Below are 16996 nucleotides of genomic sequence, written 5' to 3'. Positions count from 1 at the left end.
TCACCATGCCAGCTCTCTACGTGATGATCCCGGCCGCGCTGCTGATCGTCGCCATCGCGGTCTACATCTTCTTCTGGGCAGTCGACAGCGGCCAGTACGACGACCTCGACGGCCCGGCCCACAGCATCCTGTTCGACGACCAGGACCCGAAACACACCGCGGCGGTGGATGAAGCCAGCGGCCATCCGGCCAAACCGGACGACAAGGCCCCGCCGAATGTTTGAACTGGCACCCCTTCTGGTTTCCGCGGTGATTCTGGGCCTGCTCGGCGGCGGTCATTGCCTGGGCATGTGCGGCGGCCTGATGGGCGCGTTGACCCTGGCGATTCCCAAGGAACAACGCAGCCGCCGTTTTCGATTGCTGCTGGCTTACAACCTCGGGCGGATTCTCAGTTACGCCACGGCAGGCCTGCTGATCGGCCTGGCGGGCTGGGCGGTGGCGAACAGCCCGGCGGCGATGTTCATGCGCGTCCTCGCCGGATTGCTGCTGATTGCGATGGGCCTGTATCTCGCCGGCTGGTGGAGCGGCCTGACCCGCATCGAAAGCCTCGGTCGCGGTTTGTGGCGGCACATTCAGCCAGTGGCCAACACGCTGCTGCCGGTGTCGAGCCTGCCCCGCGCCTTGTTGCTCGGCGCGCTCTGGGGCTGGCTGCCGTGCGGGCTGGTTTACAGCACGCTGTTGTGGTCGGCGAGCCAGGGCAATGCGCTCGACAGTGCGTTGCTGATGCTCGCGTTCGGCCTCGGCACCTGGCCGGTTCTGCTCGCCACCGGGCTGGCGGCGGAGCGGGTCACGGCGCTGTTGCGCAAACGCAGCGTGCGCATGGCCGGTGGCTTGCTGGTGATCCTGTTCGGGATCTGGACCTTACCGGGGCCGCATCAGCATTGGCTCATGGGGCATTAGATCGGCGGCGCGTCCATCGCGAGCAGGCTCGCTCCCACAGGGGAATGCATTCCAATGTGGGAGCGAGCCTGCTCGCGATGGAGCCAGCCCTAACACCGCAAATCCCTCTGTTGATGCAAATCAAGAAGCCCCAACGCCACCCCCTCTAGACTCGCAGACACTGCCAGCCTATCCGGGGGAATGCCCGCATGATGCTCGACGCCATTCGTTGGGACACCGATCTGATCCGCCGTTACGACCTGGCGGGACCGCGCTACACCTCCTATCCGACCGCCGTACAGTTCGACAGCCATGTCGGCACATTCGACCTGTTCCACGCGCTGCGCGACAGCCGCAAGGCCCTGCGACCGTTGTCGCTGTACGTGCACGTGCCGTTCTGCGCGAACATTTGCTACTACTGCGCCTGCAACAAAGTCATCACCAAGGATCGCGGGCGCGCCCTGCCCTATTTGCAGCGCCTGGAGCAGGAAATCCAGCTGATCGCCTGCCACCTCGACCCGACGCAGAAGGTCGAGCAACTGCACTTCGGCGGCGGCACGCCGACCTTTCTCAGCCATGACGAATTGCGCCAGCTGATGACTCAGTTGCGCAAAAGCTTCAACCTGCTGGACGACGATTCAGGCGACTACGGCATCGAGATCGACCCGCGCGAGGCCGACTGGTCGACCATGGGCCTGCTCCGTGAACTGGGTTTCAATCGGGTCAGTATCGGCCTGCAAGACCTCGACCCCGCGGTGCAGCGCGCGGTCAATCGCCTGCAAAGCCTGGAAGAAACCCGCGCAGTGATCGACGCTGCGCGAACGTTGCAATTCCGCTCGATCAACATCGACCTGATCTACGGCCTGCCGAGGCAGACACCGGAGAATTTCGCCCGCACCGTCGATGAAGTGATCAACCTGCAACCGGACCGGCTGTCAGTCTTCAACTACGCGCACCTGCCGGAGCGCTTCATGCCGCAGCGGCGAATCAACAGCGACGAACTGCCGACGCCAGCGCAGAAACTGGAAATGCTCCAGCGCACCATCGAACAACTGACCGCCGCCGGTTACCGCTACATCGGCATGGATCATTTCGCCCTGCCCGACGATGAACTGGCGATCGCCCAGGAAGAGTCAACGCTGCAACGCAACTTCCAGGGCTACACCACTCACGGGCATTGCGATTTGATTGGTCTGGGCGTTTCGGCCATCAGCCAGATCGGCGACCTGTACTGCCAGAACAGCAGCGATTTAAACCAGTACCAGAACGCCCTGGCGTCCACGCAACTGGCGACCAATCGCGGTTTGCTGTGCAACACCGACGACCGCGTGCGGCGGGCGGTGATCCAGCAACTGATTTGCAGCTTCAACCTGGAATTCGCCGAGATCGAACAGGCGTTCAATATCGATTTTCGCGGTTACTTCGGCGAGGTGTGGCCGCAACTGCAAGCAATGGCCAAGGACGGGCTGATTGAGCTGAACAGTGAACGCATCACGGTGCTGCCCGCCGGACGTTTGCTGGTGCGTTCGGTGTGCATGGTGTTCGATGCGTACCTCGAACAGCAGAACCGTCAGCGGTTTTCACGGGTGATCTAAGACTTCATCGCCAGGGAAGCGGCCTTCAGCACTTGCTCAGGAGATAAATTGGCCTGCTTCATGGCTTTGGACAGGGCCATATTGGCGGTAATCAAGCCGCCACTAAGCGTGCTGATGGCCGTACGCAACGCGCTGAGTTTGGCCTTGCGCTCTTCTTCCGAGAGTCGCTTGTCCGCCATCACCACTTGCATGCGCGCGACTTTCTCGGCGATCTGCTGCTGGATCTGACGAATCATTTTCAGGATCTGTTGAATGTTTTCCGGCAAGCCGCTTTCTTCGATGTCCTTGTTACTGCCGTGCGACTCGGCAGCCTTGCTCAAACCGGCGCCGGACAACGACACCCTGATCCCTTCGGCCACCGGCGAACTGAAGGTGCCGGCAGAAGTTTCCGAGTCATCGCCGGCCGAAACGCTTGAAGGTTCAAGCAGTGCTTGCACGCCACTGTTGCCGGGGTTGAGCACGCCGATGGTGGCCATGAAGCGAGTACCTTGGGTCAATGTGGGTACCGGGTTATCGGCCGCCGACAACGACCCTTTACCGCGATGTGACAAATCGGCGCAGCGCTGGCCTGATCCTCTTCCTGTGGGTTACCCTTACGTCTTATGTGTGATTTCCCACAAGGATTGAAGAAATGTCCGAGCCAGTAAAACTGCGCGCTCATAACCAGGCTCATTGCAAGGACTGCAGCCTGGCCCCCCTCTGCTTGCCACTTTCTCTGAATCTGGAAGACATGGATGCGCTGGACGAGATCGTTAAACGTGGCCGCCCGTTGAAAAAAGGCGAATTCCTGTTCCGCCAGGGCGACGTTTTCGATTCCGTCTATGCAGTGCGCTCGGGCGCCCTGAAAACCTTCAGCCTCAGCGATGGCGGTGAAGAGCAGCTCACCGGCTTCCATTTGCCGAGTGAACTGGTCGGGCTGTCGGGCATGGACACGGAAAAACACCCGGTCACCGCCCAGGCGCTGGAAACCACCTCGGTCTGCGAAATTCCATTCGAACGCCTCGACGAACTGGCGCTGCAACTGCCGCAACTGCGCCGTCAGTTGATGCGGGTGATGAGCCGCGAGATTCGCGACGATCAGCAAATGATGTTGCTGCTGTCGAAAAAAACCGCCGACGAGCGCATCGCCACGTTCCTGGTCAACCTGTCGGCGCGCTTCCGCGCTCGCGGCTTCTCGGCCAACCAGTTCCGCCTGAGCATGTCGCGCAACGAAATCGGCAATTACCTGGGCCTGGCGGTGGAAACCGTGTCGCGGGTGTTCACGCGCTTCCAGCAGAACGAGCTGATAGCCGCCGAAGGCAAGGAAATCCACATCCTTGACCCGATCCAGCTCTGCGCCCTCGCCGGTGGCTCGATCGAAGGCTGATTGCGACGACGGCGGCTGAGCGAAACGGTTCAGCCGCCGTTATACTGCGACGTTTGCAGCCCTGCCAGGACACCTCGACGATGGTCTTCGACTCCTTCGACATCAAATCCCTGATCCGCCCCGTGATCGACTTCCCGAAGCCGGGCGTCATCTTTCGTGACATCACCCCGCTGTTCCAGTCGCCCACGGCCCTGCGCCTGGTGATGGACAGCTTTGCCCACCGCTACGTCGAGGCCGACTTCACCCACATCGGTGCCATGGATGCCCGTGGCTTCCTGATCGGTTCGGTGCTGGCCTATCAGTTGAACAAGCCGCTGGTGCTGTTCCGCAAGCAAGGCAAGCTGCCGGCCGACGTGTTGGCCGAAGGTTATGCGACCGAGTACGGCGAAGCCTTCCTCGAAGTGCACGCCGACAGCCTGTGCGAAGGCGATTCGGTGGTGATGTTCGATGACCTGATCGCCACCGGCGGCACGCTGATTGCGGCGGCCAACCTGATTCGGCGCATGGGCGCGCGGGTGCATGAAGCGGCGGCGATCATTGACCTGCCGGAGCTGGGCGGGTCGCAGCGCCTGGAAGACATGGGGATTCCCACGTTCTGCCTGACGCAGTTTGCCCTGACCGATAAGTAAGCGGCGCCTGCACCGGCCTCATCGCGAGCAGGCTCGCTCCCACAGGTGGAATGCATTTCAATGTGGGAGCGAGCCTGCTCGCGATAGCGTCAGCAGCATCACCGCAAGACTCAAAGCCCCATCTGCTTGCTGATGATCTCGTTCATCACTTCCCGCGTCCCGCCGCCAATCGACAGGATCCGGTTGTCCCGGTACAGCCGCTCCACCAGGCTTTCGCGCATGTAACCGAGACCGCCGAGGATCTGCACCGCATCGGTGGTGATGCGATCCGCCGTGTCGGTGGCGACATTCTTCGCCATGGAAATCTCCTTGATCACACTCTGCCCCGCCGCCATTTTTGCGGCCTGGCGATACGTGAATTCCCGTGACACTTCCAGCGCCGTGGCCATTTCCGCGAGGCGATGCTTGAGCACCTGGAACTTGCCGATGGGCTTGCCGAACGCCTCGCGCTGGCGGGCCCATTTAAGGCTCTCCTCCAGCGCAAGCTGCGCGGTCATGTTGGCCATCAGGGCCAGCGCCAGGCGTTCGCTCTGGAAGTTGCCCATGATGCAGGCGAAGCCCATGTTCTCGGCACCGATCAAATGGCTCGCAGGGATGCGGCAATCGTCGAAGAACAGTTCAGCCGTGTCTGACGCCCACCAGCCCATTTTCTTCAGCTGACGGCCCACGGTGAACCCTGGCGTGCCCTTCTCGATCAGCAACAGGCTGATACCACCGAAACCGGGCGCACCGGTGCGCACCGCGACGGTGTAGTAATCCGCGCGGACGCCACTGGTAATAAAGGTTTTGCTGCCGCTGACCCGGTAGAAATCGCCGTCGCGCACGGCACGGGTTTGCAGGTTGGCGACATCGGAGCCGCCGCTGGGCTCGGTCACGGCCAGGGCGCTGATTTTTTCGCCGGCCAGCACCGAGGGCACGACTCGATCACGGACGTCGGGCCGGGCCCATTTGAGGATCGGCGGCAGGCCGATGTCCAGCGAGCCCAATCCGGCAACCAGCCCGCCGGAACCGCAGCGCATCAACTCTTCGCTGGCGGCGATCTTGGCGAAGAGATCACCTTCATGACTGCCACCCAGGGCTTCGGGGTAACCGATGCCCAGTATCCCTGCCGCGCCGGCCTTGAGGTAGAGCTCGCGGGGAAAGCTTTCGGCTTCTTCCCACTGGTCGATGTCCGGAAGGATCTCGCGTTCGACGAAACGTCTGACGCTGTCGCGGACCAATTGGTGGCTGGGGTCGAAGTATTCCTGGAAGGCAGGCATCGGCGAACTCCACTGAAGGGTTCAGCGACGTTAACCGAGCGCTTGCTTGGTTTTCAACAGGATTGTGTGAATCAGATAAACCGAGTCGTCTGGATCGCCGGCAAGCCGGCTCCTACAGAGGTATCGTGTTCCCTTGTAGGAGCTGGCTTGCCGGCGATAGCGTCGGTAAAAACACTACAAAGCGATCGGCTTACGCCCGGCAAACGAATGCGCCAACGTCCCGCCATCCACCAACTCCAGCTCGCCACCCAACGGCACGCCGTGGGCAATGCGCGAGGCGATCAGGCCTTTGTTGTTGAGCAACTGGGCGATGTAGTGAGCCGTGGCCTCACCCTCGACCGTCGGGTTGGTCGCCAGAATGACTTCGGTAAACGTGCCCGCTTCTTCGATCCGCGCCAGCAACTGCGGAATCCCGATGGCTTCCGGCCCCAGCCCGTCGAGCGGGGACAGGTGGCCCTTGAGCACAAAGTAGCGACCATGGAAACCGGTCTGCTCCACCGCATAGACATCCATCGGCCCTTCGACCACACACAGCAAGGTGTCGTCGCGGCGGTTGTCGGCGCATTGCGGGCACAGGTCGTCTTCGGTCAGCGTGCGGCACAACCGGCAATGGCCCACCCCTTCCATGGCCTGGCTCAGCGCCGACGCCAGGCGCGAACCGCCGCTGCGATCACGCTCCAGCAGCTGCAATGCCATGCGCTGGGCAGTTTTCTGACCGACACCTGGCAAAATTCGCAGGGCATCGATCAGTTGGCGAATCAAAGGGCTGAAGCTCATGGGGGAAACGTCCGACATAACAACGAGACGCGGTTTATACCCGCGCCTCTCTTTAGCGTCAAATACTCAGTCCTGCGCGACCCGCACCACCAGTTTGCCGAAGTTGCGTCCTTCCAGCAGACCGATGAACGCCTCGGGCGCATTCTCCAAGCCCTCGACCACGTCCTCGCGGAATTTCACCTTGCCATCACGCACCCACGGCGCCATGGCGCTGACGAATTCCGGCTGACGGTCACCGTAGTCATCGAAGACGATGAAGCCCTGAATCCGCACACGCTTGGTCAGCAAGGTGCGCTGCAATTGCGGCAGGCGATCCGGACCGGTCGGCGCTTCGTGGGCGTTGTAGGACGCGATCAGGCCGCACAGGGGAATTCGCGCCTTGGCGTTGAGCAACGGCAGCACCGCCTCGAACACCTTGCCGCCGACATTCTCATAATAAACGTCGATCCCCTTGGGGCATGCCAGGGCCAGCTCATTAGCGAAATCGGGGCTCTTGTGATCAATGCAGGCATCGAAGCCCAGCTCATCCACGACATAACGGCATTTTTCCGCGCCGCCCGCGACACCGACCACCCGCAGGCCTTTGATCTTCGCCACCTGCCCCACCACCGAACCCACCGCTCCGGACGCCGCGGCGACCACCAGGGTTTCGCCTGCCTTGGGCTGGCCGATGTCCATCAACCCCATGTAGGCGGTCATGCCCGGCATGCCGAGCACACCCAGCGCCATCGATGGACTCGGCAGCCCGGACGGCACCGGAATGACGTTGCGACCGTCACTGATGCTGTGGCTCTGCCAGCCGGTCGCGCCCACCACCAGATCACCCTCCTGGAACTTCGGATTCAGCGAACGCTCGACCCGACTGACAGCGCCACCGGTCATCACCTCGTCGATTTCCACCGGTGCGGCGTAGGACGGCGCGTCACTCATGCGTCCGCGCATGTAGGGATCCAGTGACAGGAACAGGGTCTTGAGCAACACCTGACCGTCGGCCAAGTCCGGCAGCGCTTCCCGTTCCAGGCGGAAATTCTCGGGCGTCGGCGCGCCCACGGGACGGGACGCCAGGACGATGCGTTGGTTGAGGGTCAATGCTTGTGGCATGTGAGCGTCTCCTTTGATCGGTGAATTTGGCGGTATAGGGAAGCAGACCTTTGTGGCGACTGGGCGTTCGATGTTTCTGCCCACAGACCGAGTCGTTGCCATCGCGAGCAGGCTCGCTCCCACATTGGAATCCGATGACCTGTGGGAGCGAGCCTGCTCGCGATGGCGGCCTCACAGACGCCACATGACCAACAGGCAGAAACAAAAATGCCAGGCGCAATGCCTGGCATTTTTTTGTAGCTCATCCGACGCGCTTTGGCGAATCAGAACGGCAGTTTCATGCCCGGCGGCAATTGCATGCCTGCGGTCATGCCGGACATTTTGTCCTGGCTGTTGGCTTCGATCTTGCGCACGGCGTCGTTGACGGCGGCGGCGAATACAGCCTCGAGCATTTCCTTGTCGTCTTCGCTCAGGCCTTCGACCAGGCTTGGGTCGATGGTCACGCGCTTGACGTCATGACGGCCGGTCATCACCACAGTGACCATATCGCCACCCGCTTTACCGGTGACTTCGGCGTTGGCCAGCTCTTCCTGCATCTTGGCCATTTTTTCCTGCATCTGCTGTGCCTGCTTCATCAGGCCGGCCATGCCACCTTTCATCATGGGAATCACCTCAAAGTACTTGGATAAAAACAGCGCCCGGCCCGTTCGGCCAAACGCCTTCAGTTATTAGCCCTGACTGGCCAGGGCTTCGACAGGTTCAATAGTATCGTGACGGACCACCGCACCGAACTGCTGCATCATTTGCTGGATGAACGGATCACCGTGGATCGATTCCTCCGCCTCGCGCTGACGGTTGGCACGACGCCGGGATGCGGCCTGGGCCGGGGTTTCCTGCTCGGGCTTGATCAGTTCCATGCTCAGGGTCAGCGTGCGCCCGTGGAACTGGTTCAACGCATCGTTGAGACGACGTTGCTGGGTCGCGTTGAACAAGGCGCTATGGGCCGGGTCCAGGTGCATCAGCCAATGGTCGCCTTCCACGGAGATCAGCGTGCAGTTGGCGGCGATGCTGCCGGTCATGCCGGAGATCGGCAGTTTCGGGAACAACTCGAGCCATTGCAGGGCCAGACCGGTAGCGGGCATCGCCGCCGGCTCAGGCTCAGGTTCCGGCGCGGGTTCGGCGGCGTGTTCACTGGCCAGCTCGTCGAGGTAGCTGTACGCCGAATCCATGTCCGGCTCAATGTAGTCCTCGTCCAGCGGCGGCTCGTCATCCATGTCGATGCCCGGCGTGGCGGCATCGACCTCGGCCACGGACGGCTCCGGAATCGGCGCAGCGACCCACTCCGGCGCGTCCGGCACCACGCTATCCGGCGTCGGCAGCGGCATCGGCGGCAATTCGGGTTGTTCAGCGGCGGTTTCCAGTACCGGCTCGACGGCGGGTTGCTGCACGACTTCGGGCTCTACCGGGTCATTCCACGGCAGATCGACGACGGCTTCGACCGCAACGGGCTCGGGTACAGCCACCGGTTCAGGCACGATAACCGGCGCGACCGGCTCAGGCTCGGGAACCGGAGCAACCACCGCCGCAACCGGTGCAACTGCCGCAGCGACTACCGGCGCAACAACCGGCGCGGCAGCCACTGAATTTGCGGAATCAACTGTGGCCTGGCTGATCCCCACTGGCTTTAGCGGTTGCCTCGGCGCGTCCTCGGTGTCGGCGGGACGGAACGCCAGCATTCGCAGCAGGACCATCTCAAAACCACCGCGCGGGTCCGGCGCCAGCGGCAAATCGCGGCGCCCGATCAGGCCCATCTGGTAGTAGAACTGCACGTCTTCGGCCGGCAAGGCCTGGGCCAGCGCCAGCACCCGGTCGCGGTCGCCGTGACCGTTGTCGACACCTTCCGGCAAGGCCTGGGCGATGGCGACACGGTGCAGCACATTAAGGATTTCCGAGAGCACGCCGTTCCAGTCCGGGCCTTGTTCAGCCAGGTGGCGGACGGCTTCCAGCAACGCCTTGGCGTCGCCTTCGATCAGCGCATGCAGAACGTCGTAGACCTGGCCGTGATCGAGCGTCCCAAGCATCGCCCGTACGTCGGCGGCCATGACCTTGCCTTCACCGAAGGCGATGGCCTGGTCGGTCAGGCTCATGGCGTCACGCATCGAACCGTCGGCGGCACGGCCAAGCAACCACAGCGCGTCGTCTTCGAACGGCACGTTCTCGACGCCCAGCACGTGGGTCAAATGCTCGACCACCCGTTCCGGGGTCATGTTTTTCAGGGAGAACTGCAAGCACCGCGAGAGAATCGTTGCAGGAAGTTTCTGCGGGTCGGTGGTCGCCAGGATGAACTTGACGTAGGGCGGTGGCTCTTCGAGGGTTTTCAACAGCGCATTGAAGGAATGGCTGGAGAGCATGTGCACTTCGTCGATCAGGTAGACCTTGAAGCGCCCACGGCTCGGCGCGTACTGCACGTTATCCAGCAGCTCGCGGGTGTCCTCGACCTTGGTCCGGCTCGCGGCGTCGATCTCGATCAGGTCGACGAAGCGCCCTTCATCGATTTCACGGCACACCGAACACTCGCCGCAAGGCGTCGAAGTGATACCTGTTTCACAGTTCAGGCATTTAGCGATGATCCGCGCGATGGTGGTCTTGCCGACCCCGCGTGTCCCGGTGAAGAGGTAGGCGTGGTGCAGCCGCTGGCTGTCCAAGGCGTTGATCAGAGCCTTGAGCACATGGGTCTGGCCGACCATTTCGCGGAACGAGCGCGGACGCCATTTACGTGCAAGAACCTGATAACTCATGGAAAACCGTCGCAACGAAGGAACACAAGCGGCTAATGCTAGCGGAGCAAGGGCAAAATTGCATCCGGCGCGCTCGTCTAATCTGGCTAAGATGCACTTGGGGGGCTTTTATCGGCTCGGGTTTCATCGGTACCGGAGCGTTTATGCGGCTGGCCTTGGGGGCACTGCTGTGGATAAGTCTGAGTGTCACGGCAGTTGCTGCGCCGTTGCGCTTTGTAGTGCCCGACAGTTGGGCGATGCCGATGGTGCAACTGGAACGCGGCCAGCCGATCCAGGGCATCCTGCATGACGTGATGGTCAGCCTCGCCACCCAGGTCGGCGTTCCGGCCGAGTTCCACGTACTGCCCCGGGCGCGGGTGCAAAGCGCGATGGAGCACGGCGAAGTCGATGTGCGTTGCTACGCCGCGCAATCGTGGCTGCCGAACCAGTCCGGGGATTACATCTGGAGCATTCCGCTCTGGACTCAGCCCGACGTTTTGATCAGCCGGCACGAACCTCTCACCCCCGTCGTTCCGGCAAGCCTGCCACGCCAGACTATCGGGACGGTGCTCGGTTACAGCTACCCGACCCTGCAACCGCTGTTCGACAGCGGCCACCTGCTTCGCGAAGATGCGCGCAATCAGGACCAGGTGCTGGAGAAGTTGCTGGCCGGACGTTATCGCTACGCCGTCAGCAATCAATGGACACTGGACTGGTTCAACCAGCGCCTGCTGCCCGAGCGGCAACTGCAAGGCGTCGCGGTGCTGCAGGAGCAAAGCGTCGGCTGCTATGTGCGCAACGATCCCGACGTGCCGGTGCAGCGGATTTTGCGGACGTTGCTGCGAATGAAAATGTCCGGGGAAATCGATGACATCATTCGGCTGTATGTAGGAAAACCCTGAGCCAGTGGTACCTGTGGGAGCGAGACCGGCTTGCCGGCGATAGCGGTGTGTCATTCGACATTTACTTCGACTGGTACATCGCTATCGCGAGCAGGCTCGCTCCCACATTTGATCTTCCACAATTTGAACGTCACGCAGATCAGCTTCAGTCTGTGGTATCCGATTGCCGCCACTGCAGCGGCGCAACAAACCTCTCGACCCAGCCCGTCACCTCATCCGCCGGCATCGGCCTGGCGATGAAATAGCCCTGGGCAACGTCGCAGCCCAACTGCAACAACAATTCACCGTGCTCGATGCTTTCCAGCCCTTCGGCGATCACTTGCCGGCCAAACGCCCGGGCCAGGCCGATGACCGCCGTGGTCAGGGCCAGGTCATCATGGTCATGCAGGATGTCGCGGATAAACGATTTGTCGATCTTGATGGTCTGGGTGCGCAACCGCTTGAGGTAGCTCATCGACGAATAACCGGTGCCGAAGTCGCCCAATGAAAACTGCACGCCAAGTGCCTGGCAGGCCTGCAGGCAGGCGCTGACATGCTGAATGTTTTCGATGGCCACTGACTCGACGATTTCCAGGTCGAGCATCTGCGGTGCGACTCTGGCGTGCCGCGCAAGCACCTGTTTAAGACGGTCAACGAAGTCCGCCCGCTGGAAATGCCGGGCGGCTATGTTCACGCTGATCGGCCACACCGGCCCCGCTTGCTGCCAACGGTCCAGTTGCAACAACACCTGATCCATCACCCATTCACCGATATCGATGATCAGGTCGGTTTCTTCCACCGCTGGCAGAAAATCCCGGGCCGGAACCGTGCCATTTTGCGGGTGCTCCCAGCGCAACAGCGCCTCGAAACCGACCACCACACCGCGCCGCATATTCACCTTGGGTTGGAAATACAGACGCAGCTCACCGGCGGCCAGAGCCTGCCGAACCCGCTCGACGGTCTGGTGAGTGGCTTTCACCTCCTGATCGCGGAACACGTCGAATAGATGAAAGCGATTGCGCCCGCTCTGCTTGGCCACGTACATGGCCTGATCGGCATGGCGCAACAGGGTTTCGGCATCTTCGTTGTCGTGGGGGTACAGGGTGACGCCGATGCTGGCAAACACATTCAGAACCTTGCCCTGCAACGCGTACGGCGCGGAAATCGCGCCGAGCACGCGGTTCAGCGCGGCGCGCAATTCCGGCACGTCGCGCACGTAACGCAGCACCAGCACGAACTCGTCACCGGCCAGCCGGGCCACCACATCTTCGCCGCGAACGATGTCGCGCAGACGCTTGGCCACTTCTACCAGCAACAGATCGCCACTGGCGTGCCCATACCCGTCATTGACCGCTTTAAAGCCATCGAGATCGAGCATGCACACGGCCAGCGGGATGTCTTCCTCCCGGGAGAACGTCAACGCCTGGTCCAGCAAATCCGAGAGGAACGCGCGATTGGGCAGCCCGGTCAGCACGTCATGGCCAACCCGCCATTGCAGGGAATGCAATAACTGGCGCTTTTCACTGATGTCGAAACGAATCGCCAGGTAACGGTGAATCCGCCCCGTGACATCATCCAGCACCGGCACCAGGGTGCTCTCGACCCAATACAGGCTGCCGTCCTTGGCGCGGTTGCAGATCTCGCCCTTCCAGACATTGCCCAGGGCGATGGTGCGCCACATGACGGCAAAGAAATCTGCGGAGTGCAGTCCGGAATTGAGCACGCGATGGTTCTGTCCGAGCAGCTCGTCGCGGCTGTAGCCAGACACGGCGCAGAACTGATCGTTAACGTAGGTAATCCGGCCGGTCAGGTCGGTCTCGGAAAAAATCGCGGCGGCATCCACGGCCCTGCGGTATTTCTCATCCATGAGTCAGGCTCGCTGTCGCTAGCGGTGGAACCGCTCGACCAGCACGAAAAGCCCGGAAGAGATGTGTTGAATCTTGATGCGCAGCGCCACGTGAGCACTCCATGCATAGCAATTGATGGCCCATTGGCAGCTGACAATCAACTAGTCTCGAAGACCCTGTCAAAAGGGCAGCAACAGCCATTTCGGTAACTTTTTGCAAGGCCTCAGGTTCAATCCGGGCCCTCCGCATACTTGTGAGGCAGCGCGGCACTGGCACTTCCCTGACAGCCAGACTTCAGAGAACAGGTCGCCCAATATCCTCTTTGGCGCGCCGATTCTACGAAACGCATCACATTTTGCAAAGCAAGGTGATGAATCATGCGGTTGTCTAATGCAAAAATCTATCGTTAAGTTCTTGATTCTAAATGGGAATTGAGCGATGCAAATTTCAAGTTTGGGTCCAGCCATTCGGCATTACCGCAAGGTCGTGGGGCTTACTCAGGCTGAACTAGGCGAGAAAACCGGTTTTGACCCCAAAACCATCAGCCGCTTCGAAACCGGCACCTATACCCCCAGCGTGGAAGCCCTGTTCCTGCTTGCCGATGTGCTGGGTGTGAAGCTGAAAGCCTTTTTCGCCGATCTGGGCGATGAAGATGAACAGCGAGCGTACCTGTTCGCAGTCATACACAAAGCCCCCCCGAAGGATCTGGGAAAGCTGATTGCAGCGGTTGACCAGGCCTTGTCCAAGCCTTAGTGGCAGAAATGAAAAAAGGAGGCCGACTTGTCGTGGTTCGACAGGTCGGCCTCCTTTTTTTTCGCCTTGCTTAAAAAACGGGAACGAAAAAAATCCACCCCGGACGATATCCATGGCGGAACGACAAGACAGTATTTTTTGGCGACGACGCGAGAGAAGGCTCGCGGGGCGTTATGGAGGCGACCCCACCAGCCACACCCCGGCACACAATGTTCCCGCTGTGGCTGCTTCCTTCCGGATCTGACCAGGTTCACGGGTAATCGTTGCGGGGGGACCGATGGGATCACCATAACGACGCTCACCTGGGGCTTCCAAAGGAGCATCGCACGATTCTTCACCATCACGCGGCTGTGAATTTGGTGCGATTGTATGGCCAGTGCAGGCAAGCCATGCAAGCCGTTTGTATCATCTATTTGCCTCCCTTTTGTACCACCTGAAGGCGCCTACCAGGCCCCACTAAACGGCGCGCAGCCCGTTTCGACCAATGAGGAACAAGTTATGACCCCAATGCTTGAGGAGCGTGACCTAAAAGCAGAGCAGCGGGAGAACAAGGAGGCGCGCGCAAGAGCTGGGCATTTCGCGGAGTTGCTGGCTCCGTACCTTGCCACCCAGTTTGGTTATAAGCGCAACTATGTGACGCTGTGACTGGGGACTACGGTAAACGCAAGGACGCTCAAATATGACCTCTACCTCCGAGTTACCCCGCAGAGGGGACAATGGACAGGACACAACTGCTTGGTCATAGCCCGAATAGGCCTCACACCTACTCGTAAAGGCCACGGGCGGAGCTTCATGGTGTTCCTGGTGGAATGCGCGGAGCGCGTCGGGTACAGCTAGATCGGTATTGAGTCGACCAATGAAGAGTCGGAGGCGTTTGGGGCAAAGTTTGGATTACAAAGGCATCGTGACGGCAGCGACTTAATCGGCACAGTTGAGGAGATCAAGAGGCGCATCATCGAATAAATCAGCTACTTATGGGCGGTGGAATCCTTATTGCCGTGGCTTGCTAAAAACGGCTGGTTTCCGCAGGCTTGCTCCATGGTCACAGACGGTGGCACAACCAACAGGGATAGTTAGTCATGGCGATGCGATTCAGGAAGTCAATCAAGCTTGCTCCAGGCATCCGAATGAATTTGAGCGGGTCTGGCGTTGATTGAACACTAGGCCCACGAGGGGAATCTGTGGGAATTGGTAAGCGAGGAGCCTGGCTGAAAAACAGCTTCATGGGGGTTTTCCAGTAGCCAAAAACTCTCTTGCCCTTCGCAGAGCAACAAACCAGCCCCAACCTATAGGACACACAATGGCCCAAAGAGACGGCAATCTCCTTGGACCTGATTGAAGCTGGCCGGGCTTTACTCATGGATGTTGACCTCCCAGAGATAGAAGAGATGCCTACCTCAACAGCCAGCGTGCCGAGCAGAGGGTTGAAGTTATCGGTAAAGACGAAGCACTACGTGAAATCGAACCACCTAGATTTGCGAGAGACCTGTAAACGCGCGACAGAAAGGTCGTATAGAGCGGAGTGTACCCATGACTAGCGGCGCGCATACTTGGCAGCCCCGTGAGCTGCCGATGCCAGCCCTGGCTACTAGGCGGCATCGACATGACGGGCAATAAACTGCCAGACGAGCTGCTAAAGCCTAGGCTAATCCACTGACTCGTCAGTTTGAAACCTATTGGGGCGCGCCAAGTTCTTTTACAACAGCCCGAACCCGATTTAGCCCTTCATCCGGGTTCGCGTATACACCCTCCCTGCGGATGATGACCCCATCTTGATCCAGCACTACCCAAAGACAGTTTTCCAATGGGTCATCGGGGGGGACGAGTGCAGCTGCATCTTTATCGCTTTGCGGCACCAAAGCAGGAATGAAATGATCCATCACGAGTTTTTTAGTCGTGTGGTACTCCATGAAATACCCAAGTGAGTAGTAGAGTTTGCTCTTGGAGGGGTGATTTTCGTCGTAGATAACAAGAAATATAGGCTTTCCGGTTGTTCTAGAAGTATCGACAGCCTCTTTCACAGTGCGCTTCGGCTCTTCGATAAAGAACGGGCTGCCTCCGGACGTGAAAGCTCCTGGCATGTGCAATTGCGCAACGTCGGATTTCGAAGCAGCAGAAATTCGCTGAATTCGGATCAGCTCTTGATCGGCCTGTTCTTTGATTTTCAATCGCCATAGCATTACCAAGCCAACGATCGAAGTGCTGATACCAGCGACAATAAAAGCAAGCTGCTGCGGTCTCTCTTCGAAAATATAAATAACATCTTGATAGAAGACACCGCAAAAGGCTAACAGGATCCCCAGGACTGAGTAGAGTTGAAGGACTAGCTTGTAGGACGAGGATCCCCGTCGAGCAAACTGCTTGTCGTGGCCCATTTCGTTTTGGGCTTCTTTTATATCTGCTCCGGTAATTTCAATTAGATCATCGCCGAGAACATACTTTTTCTGCTTGATGTTCTCCTCTAGCTCCTTGGCCTTGCTTTCCTTAAAGCTTTCGAGCGCGTTCTTCCCTGATTCTGTGTAAATAATCTTCATGGCTGCTTCAGCCTCGTGCTACGAACAACGAATAGGATTACAGCTAGTGCAATACTCAAAACGAATAACGGTGTCCCCCAAGACTCTTTCAAGGAACCGCCGCCAACTCCTGCGAGAGCCGTAAAAACATACTCGCCGACTTGAACCGGAACTGACCAAGTTGAGGGTTTAGACTTTCCGAGACTGGCGGCCATTGCCATAGCACCCGAGCGTACATGATCGTGAGTCACTTCAATATTCGAGTCATCTGCCTTATCTGCCTGGGCGAACACGATAGCTTTATCAAGTAGAGTCTTTTCGAAGTCTAATACCGCATCCTTATATCGTTTCAGGCCCGATGTAGTAAGTCCATCTTGCACTAATTCCTGATCTGTCTTCACATAGGTCTCCGGCAACTTGAGCTCTGCATGCTTATAAACTTCTCCCTTTGACTACAACCAATCACCGCAAGAGACGTAATATTTTCTTCGAACTATTTCGCAGAAAGTTCCCTTTACACGCATTACTCCTTGAGCTAATCGTCGCTGTAGAAACACAACATAATTCAAGGAGAAAAACTGACATGCCCCGTGCATAGGTTACGAGACTGTTAACAACTTGTCCATAGTCTGTATTTAGTCGGTCTCTGTCGGTGGAAATGGAGTGGCCAACCTATTTT

Annotated in this window: 18 protein-coding genes and 1 other RNA gene; 9 read left to right on the top strand and 10 right to left on the bottom strand. The window is 59.3% G+C overall.

Going from position 1 to position 16996, the window contains the following annotated elements; translation table 11 throughout:
- Positions 1-5: 5 nt before the first annotated feature.
- The 3 genes from ccoS (at position 6) to hemN (ending at position 2474) form a co-directional block, all read left to right on the top strand.
- Positions 6-224 (top strand): cbb3-type cytochrome oxidase assembly protein CcoS, encoded by a 219-nt coding sequence (gene ccoS, locus ACF6ZU_RS21820; protein ID WP_392886881.1) that lies wholly within the window; start codon positions 6-8, stop codon positions 222-224.
- Positions 217-900 carry a sulfite exporter TauE/SafE family protein gene (locus ACF6ZU_RS21815; protein WP_392886879.1) on the top strand — a complete coding sequence of 228 codons (684 nt, stop codon included), beginning with the start codon at positions 217-219 and terminating at the stop codon, positions 898-900. Before ccoS ends, ACF6ZU_RS21815 begins: the two co-directional genes overlap by 8 nt.
- A 191-nt stretch (positions 901-1091) precedes the next feature.
- Positions 1092-2474 (top strand): oxygen-independent coproporphyrinogen III oxidase, encoded by a 1383-nt coding sequence (gene hemN / locus ACF6ZU_RS21810; protein ID WP_392893869.1) that lies wholly within the window; start codon positions 1092-1094, stop codon positions 2472-2474.
- On the opposite strand, the gene ACF6ZU_RS21805 is transcribed toward hemN, so the two are convergent.
- Positions 2471-2950 (bottom strand): hypothetical protein, encoded by a 480-nt coding sequence (locus ACF6ZU_RS21805; protein WP_392893868.1) that lies wholly within the window; start codon positions 2948-2950, stop codon positions 2471-2473. The genes hemN and ACF6ZU_RS21805 overlap by 4 nt on opposite strands.
- A gap of 155 nt (positions 2951-3105) precedes the next feature.
- Between ACF6ZU_RS21805 and fnr the strand changes: the two genes are divergently transcribed.
- Together fnr and ACF6ZU_RS21795 are read left to right on the top strand one after the other, a co-directional pair.
- Positions 3106-3840, top strand: coding sequence for a fumarate/nitrate reduction transcriptional regulator Fnr (gene fnr, locus ACF6ZU_RS21800; RefSeq protein WP_392886877.1), 735 nt, complete (start codon positions 3106-3108; stop codon positions 3838-3840).
- A gap of 80 nt (positions 3841-3920) precedes the next feature.
- Positions 3921-4469 carry an adenine phosphoribosyltransferase gene (locus ACF6ZU_RS21795; RefSeq protein WP_027921719.1) on the top strand — a complete coding sequence of 183 codons (549 nt, stop codon included), beginning with the start codon at positions 3921-3923 and terminating at the stop codon, positions 4467-4469.
- Positions 4470-4579: 110 nt separating this feature from the next.
- Here ACF6ZU_RS21795 and ACF6ZU_RS21790 read toward each other — a convergent pair whose 3' ends face one another.
- From ACF6ZU_RS21790 to dnaX, 5 genes are all read right to left on the bottom strand, one after another.
- Entirely contained in the window at positions 4580-5728 is a 1149-nt protein-coding gene (locus ACF6ZU_RS21790; protein WP_392886874.1) for an acyl-CoA dehydrogenase family protein, read from the bottom strand.
- A gap of 174 nt (positions 5729-5902) precedes the next feature.
- The gene (gene recR, locus ACF6ZU_RS21785; RefSeq protein WP_392886872.1) at positions 5903-6505 is read right to left on the bottom strand and encodes a recombination mediator RecR; all 603 of its coding nucleotides are present in this window, start codon (positions 6503-6505) and stop codon (positions 5903-5905) included.
- Positions 6506-6571: 66 nt separating this feature from the next.
- Complete coding sequence (locus ACF6ZU_RS21780; RefSeq protein WP_392886871.1) at positions 6572-7606, bottom strand: NADP-dependent oxidoreductase; 1035 nt, start codon at positions 7604-7606, stop codon at positions 6572-6574.
- A 263-nt stretch (positions 7607-7869) separates the two neighbouring features.
- On the bottom strand, positions 7870-8208 hold the full coding sequence (locus ACF6ZU_RS21775) for a YbaB/EbfC family nucleoid-associated protein (protein WP_008028561.1): 339 nt from the start codon (positions 8206-8208) through the stop codon (positions 7870-7872).
- A gap of 66 nt (positions 8209-8274) precedes the next feature.
- Positions 8275-10344 (bottom strand): DNA polymerase III subunit gamma/tau, encoded by a 2070-nt coding sequence (dnaX, locus tag ACF6ZU_RS21770; RefSeq protein ID WP_392886869.1) that lies wholly within the window; start codon positions 10342-10344, stop codon positions 8275-8277.
- A gap of 143 nt (positions 10345-10487) precedes the next feature.
- Between dnaX and ACF6ZU_RS21765 the strand changes: the two genes are divergently transcribed.
- Entirely contained in the window at positions 10488-11225 is a 738-nt protein-coding gene (locus tag ACF6ZU_RS21765; RefSeq protein ID WP_392886867.1) for a substrate-binding periplasmic protein, read from the top strand.
- Positions 11226-11370: 145 nt separating this feature from the next.
- On the opposite strand, the gene ACF6ZU_RS21760 is transcribed toward ACF6ZU_RS21765, so the two are convergent.
- Complete coding sequence (locus ACF6ZU_RS21760; RefSeq protein WP_392886865.1) at positions 11371-13071, bottom strand: putative bifunctional diguanylate cyclase/phosphodiesterase; 1701 nt, start codon at positions 13069-13071, stop codon at positions 11371-11373.
- Positions 13072-13489: 418 nt separating this feature from the next.
- Between ACF6ZU_RS21760 and ACF6ZU_RS21755 the strand changes: the two genes are divergently transcribed.
- Positions 13490-13804, top strand: coding sequence for a helix-turn-helix domain-containing protein (locus ACF6ZU_RS21755; protein WP_392886864.1), 315 nt, complete (start codon positions 13490-13492; stop codon positions 13802-13804).
- A 183-nt stretch (positions 13805-13987) separates the two neighbouring features.
- Here ACF6ZU_RS21755 and ffs read toward each other — a convergent pair.
- An RNA gene (gene ffs, locus ACF6ZU_RS21750) (signal recognition particle sRNA small type) lies at positions 13988-14084 on the bottom strand.
- 218 nt (positions 14085-14302) lie between these two features.
- On the opposite strand from ffs, the gene ACF6ZU_RS21745 reads away from it, so the two are divergent.
- Positions 14303-14449, top strand: a complete 147-nt coding sequence (locus tag ACF6ZU_RS21745) for a hypothetical protein (protein ID WP_392886862.1) — start codon at positions 14303-14305, stop codon at positions 14447-14449.
- Between the two features lie 434 nt (positions 14450-14883).
- Positions 14884-14961, top strand: coding sequence for a DUF4236 domain-containing protein (locus tag ACF6ZU_RS21740; RefSeq protein ID WP_392893867.1), 78 nt, complete (start codon positions 14884-14886; stop codon positions 14959-14961).
- Positions 14962-15477: 516 nt separating this feature from the next.
- Here the strand turns inward: ACF6ZU_RS21740 and ACF6ZU_RS21735 are convergent.
- Both ACF6ZU_RS21735 and ACF6ZU_RS21730 read right to left on the bottom strand, forming a co-directional pair.
- Entirely contained in the window at positions 15478-16338 is an 861-nt protein-coding gene (locus ACF6ZU_RS21735; protein WP_392886860.1) for a hypothetical protein, read from the bottom strand.
- Positions 16335-16718 carry a hypothetical protein gene (locus tag ACF6ZU_RS21730; RefSeq protein WP_392886858.1) on the bottom strand — a complete coding sequence of 128 codons (384 nt, stop codon included), beginning with the start codon at positions 16716-16718 and terminating at the stop codon, positions 16335-16337. The genes ACF6ZU_RS21735 and ACF6ZU_RS21730 overlap by 4 nt, the downstream gene beginning before the upstream one ends.
- Positions 16719-16996: the final 278 nt, after the last annotated feature.

The organism is Pseudomonas migulae, assembly GCF_043225285.1.
Classification (GTDB): Bacteria; Pseudomonadota; Gammaproteobacteria; order Pseudomonadales; family Pseudomonadaceae; genus Aquipseudomonas; species Aquipseudomonas migulae_C.
Note: the sequence above shows the minus strand (reverse complement) of the source record. Positions and strands in the feature narration are given on the sequence as shown.

Excerpts from the sequence above, each read along its gene's own strand:
- ccoS (WP_392886881.1), top strand. The coding sequence starts at position 6 with ATGCCAGCTCTCTACGTGATGATCCCGGCCGCGCTGCTGATCGTCGCC.
- ACF6ZU_RS21815 (WP_392886879.1), top strand. The coding sequence starts at position 217 with ATGTTTGAACTGGCACCCCTTCTGGTTTCCGCGGTGATTCTGGGCCTG.
- hemN (WP_392893869.1), top strand. The coding sequence starts at position 1,092 with ATGCTCGACGCCATTCGTTGGGACACCGATCTGATCCGCCGTTACGAC.
- ACF6ZU_RS21805 (WP_392893868.1), bottom strand. The coding sequence starts at position 2,950 with ATGGCCACCATCGGCGTGCTCAACCCCGGCAACAGTGGCGTGCAAGCA.
- fnr (WP_392886877.1), top strand. The coding sequence starts at position 3,106 with ATGTCCGAGCCAGTAAAACTGCGCGCTCATAACCAGGCTCATTGCAAG.
- ACF6ZU_RS21795 (WP_027921719.1), top strand. The coding sequence starts at position 3,921 with ATGGTCTTCGACTCCTTCGACATCAAATCCCTGATCCGCCCCGTGATC.
- ACF6ZU_RS21790 (WP_392886874.1), bottom strand. The coding sequence starts at position 5,728 with ATGCCTGCCTTCCAGGAATACTTCGACCCCAGCCACCAATTGGTCCGC.
- recR (WP_392886872.1), bottom strand. The coding sequence starts at position 6,505 with ATGAGCTTCAGCCCTTTGATTCGCCAACTGATCGATGCCCTGCGAATT.
- ACF6ZU_RS21780 (WP_392886871.1), bottom strand. The coding sequence starts at position 7,606 with ATGCCACAAGCATTGACCCTCAACCAACGCATCGTCCTGGCGTCCCGT.
- ACF6ZU_RS21775 (WP_008028561.1), bottom strand. The coding sequence starts at position 8,208 with ATGATGAAAGGTGGCATGGCCGGCCTGATGAAGCAGGCACAGCAGATG.
- dnaX (WP_392886869.1), bottom strand. The coding sequence starts at position 10,344 with ATGAGTTATCAGGTTCTTGCACGTAAATGGCGTCCGCGCTCGTTCCGC.
- ACF6ZU_RS21765 (WP_392886867.1), top strand. The coding sequence starts at position 10,488 with ATGCGGCTGGCCTTGGGGGCACTGCTGTGGATAAGTCTGAGTGTCACG.
- ACF6ZU_RS21760 (WP_392886865.1), bottom strand. The coding sequence starts at position 13,071 with ATGGATGAGAAATACCGCAGGGCCGTGGATGCCGCCGCGATTTTTTCC.
- ACF6ZU_RS21755 (WP_392886864.1), top strand. The coding sequence starts at position 13,490 with ATGCAAATTTCAAGTTTGGGTCCAGCCATTCGGCATTACCGCAAGGTC.
- ACF6ZU_RS21745 (WP_392886862.1), top strand. The coding sequence starts at position 14,303 with ATGACCCCAATGCTTGAGGAGCGTGACCTAAAAGCAGAGCAGCGGGAG.
- ACF6ZU_RS21740 (WP_392893867.1), top strand. The coding sequence starts at position 14,884 with ATGGCGATGCGATTCAGGAAGTCAATCAAGCTTGCTCCAGGCATCCGA.
- ACF6ZU_RS21735 (WP_392886860.1), bottom strand. The coding sequence starts at position 16,338 with ATGAAGATTATTTACACAGAATCAGGGAAGAACGCGCTCGAAAGCTTT.